Source organism: Phormidium sp. CCY1219 (genome assembly GCF_055795085.1).
This window is the reverse complement of the sequence record NZ_JAYFEQ010000967.1, coordinates 1-3129: the sequence shown is the minus strand read 5'-3', so window position 1 is coordinate 3129 and position 3129 is coordinate 1. Positions and strand designations below refer to the sequence as shown.

Sequence of the window (3129 nt, the reverse complement as noted above, 5' to 3'; positions counted from 1 at the left end):
CCAACTGCAAATCAACAGTTCCCCGGACTTTGAAACTAAATCTAGTTACAATATCCGAGTGCAAACCCAAGATGCGGCAGGAGAGACTGTCCAGAAGGAATTAACGATTAACGTTAACGACCTTAACGACCTGCCCACCCTAAGCACTCTCAGCAAGTCGGGTAACGAAGATGCGGACATCACCTTTGCTGCCACGGACTTTACTGCGGCTTTCACTGATGTAGATGGCGACAGCTTATCCATTCTTAAAATAACTTCCCTTCCCAGTAACGGAACTCTGAAGTTAAGTGGAACTGCTGTCACTGCCAACCAAGAAATCAATGCCGCTGACTTGGGCAACTTGGTCTTTACTCCCGATGCTGATTTTAACGGCAATGTCAGCTTTACTTGGAATGGCCACGATGGCACAGCTTATGCTGCCACTGATGCAACGGCTAACTTGACCATTACTCCAGTCAACGACCAACCCAGCTTCACTGCCACTAATCCAACGGCGGTCAACGAAGATACTGGAACCCAAACGGTAACGGGTTGGGCAACTTTCAGCCCTGGGGGAGGAACTGACGAAACCAGTCAAACGGCCACTTACACCGTCAGCAGCATCAGCAACGCGGCCTTATTTGCCACAGCCCCGGCAGTAGATGCCAATGGCAACTTGACTTACGCCCCTGCTGCTAAAGCTTCCGGGACTTCCACCTTTGATGTGGCAGTCCAAGATAATGGCGGCACAGCCAATGGTGGTGTGGATACCTCTGCTACCCAAAATTTCACCATTACTGTTAACGCGGTCAACGAAGATACTCCAGGGATTACCATCGGCGAAACCAGTCTAACTACTGCTGAAGGGGCAACCGGCACTTTTACCGTGGTACTCGACAGCGAACCGACGGCAGATGTCACCATTGCTCTCGCGTCCAGCAATACCGCCGAAGGAACTGTTTCCCAGTCAACCCTAACTTTTACTGCGGATAGCTGGGATACACCGCAAACCGTGACAGTCACCGGAGTCACCGATGACACCAATGATGGGGATACGGAATATACCATCACCACTACTGTCAGCAGTAATGATGCCAACTATGATGGCTTTGACCTATCCGATGTCACGGTGACAAACACCGACGTGGATGAAGCGGATATTCCAGCAGCGGATAATCCAGCAGCGGATAGTCCCACTGATAATCCAGCAGCGGATAGTCCAGCAGCGGATAGTCCCACAGATAATCCAGCAGCGGATAATCCAGCAGCGGATAGTCCCACAGATAGTCCAGCAGCGGATAGTCCCACAGATAATCCAGCAGCGGATAGTCCCACAGATAGTCCAGCAGCGGATAGTCCCACAGATAGTCCAGCAGCGGATAGTCCCACAGATAGTCCAGCAGACCAACCAACTGACCAACCAACGGACACTGATGTAATACCCGTTGCCCCGGCCCCAACCAGTGAAACTCCCTTATTCACAAACTTGGGTAATATTCTGGCATCAGATGACACCACTGATGCCACCGAGAACGGTTCTTTACCAGTCCCACCGCCAATTCCGCCTTTCCCCACGGTAGATTTAGCCAATATTGCCTTTACTGCCGTTGGAGATGATGGGGCTGATAATATTGATGGTCAACCGACTTCGGATGTCATCAGCGGTCTCGGTAGCAACGACTTTATCCGAGGCTTGCAAGGTAACGATGTCCTATTCGGTAAAGAGGGCAATGATGAACTTTACGGCAACCAAGGGGCAGACTTGCTCAATGGCAACCAAGGCAATGACATTATATATAGTGGCCAAGGTAATGATATTGCTTTCGGTGGTCAAGACAATGACCTAATGTATGGCGACCTGGGTAGCGATTCTCTGTCTGGCGACTTGGGTGATGACAGCCTGTTTGGTGGGCCATCTAATCCCGATTTAGTCTCTGGTGATGCCGGTGATTTGCTGTTGGGTGGTGATGGCAATGATTACCTCCAAGGCAATGTGGGCAATGATTCGATTTCCGGGGGAACTGGCAACGATACTGCCCACGGTGGTCAAGGCAATGACCTAATTCATGGCGATGAAGGGGCCGATATTATCTATGGCGATAAAGGCAACGATAGCCTAACCGGAAATGCCGATAATGATGTGGTCTTCGGTGGCGAAGGCAATGACTACCTCTGGGGTGAAGACGGAGATGACTTCCTTTATGGCGATGCCGGGAATGATACTTTAATTGGTAACGATGGCACGGACTATTTTGCCATTCAATCTGGTTTCGGTTCTGATGAAGTCCTCGATTTTATCGATGGAACTGACAAAATTGGTTTAGCCGGTGGTCTGACGTTTGCCGATTTGAGTATTACTGGCAGTAATGGCAATACTTTGATTTCCAGTAATAATGAGTTGCTGGCGACGTTGACGGGTGTTGATGTTGGTTTGATTACCAGCGCTGACTTTACGGTCTTGGTGTAAAGTTCGTCAGATAACCTTTCGTACCGGGTTTCTTCTTTACATCCCACAGATGACTGTGATGTGCATAGAAGAAACCCGGTTTCTTTGTCTAGTTGGCAGCGGATGTTGGCAGCGGATGGACAATGGATAGGTGATGGATTGGCAGCGGATAGTTAGGTAGGGTGCGTTGCGGCGACAATCAACCTTCGTGCGCCACCAGAAAATGGAAATCGCCGTCAACACCGCCCCCCACATTTCCACCATCACATTCATTTCTGACATCATCATCGCACCATCCACGGAACCCCGAATTCAATTTTGGGTTGAATTCACATATTTATTCATGGGATTTGTTGGTGGGGGTGGTGCGTTGCGGCGATGTCGATATTTTCGTGAAAACCCATCATTTATTCCCGCCGCAACACACCCTACCGGGGGCGACACCATCATAGGTAGGGTGTGTTATGCGGCCAGAAAATGTCAATGGTTACAAATCAATCATATTTCCGCATAACGCACCGTCTGAATTTTGGGTTAAATTCACATATTTATTAATGGGGTTTGTTGGTGGGGGCGGTGCGTTGCGGCTAGGTCAATATTTGTCGTGAAAATCCATAATTTATCGATGCCGCAACACACCCTACCGGGGGCGACACCATAATAGGTAGGGTGTGTTATGCGGCCAGAAAATGCGAATCGTGACA

The 3129-nt window shown here is 49.5% G+C and carries 1 protein-coding gene; it reads left to right on the top strand.

Going from position 1 to position 3129, the window contains the following annotated elements:
* Positions 1-2446, top strand: a 2446-nt coding sequence (locus tag AC0QH1_RS31130; RefSeq protein WP_324635325.1) for a cadherin-like domain-containing protein, incomplete at its 5' end; no start/stop codon positions are given.
* Between the last annotated feature and the right edge of the window lie 683 nt (positions 2447-3129).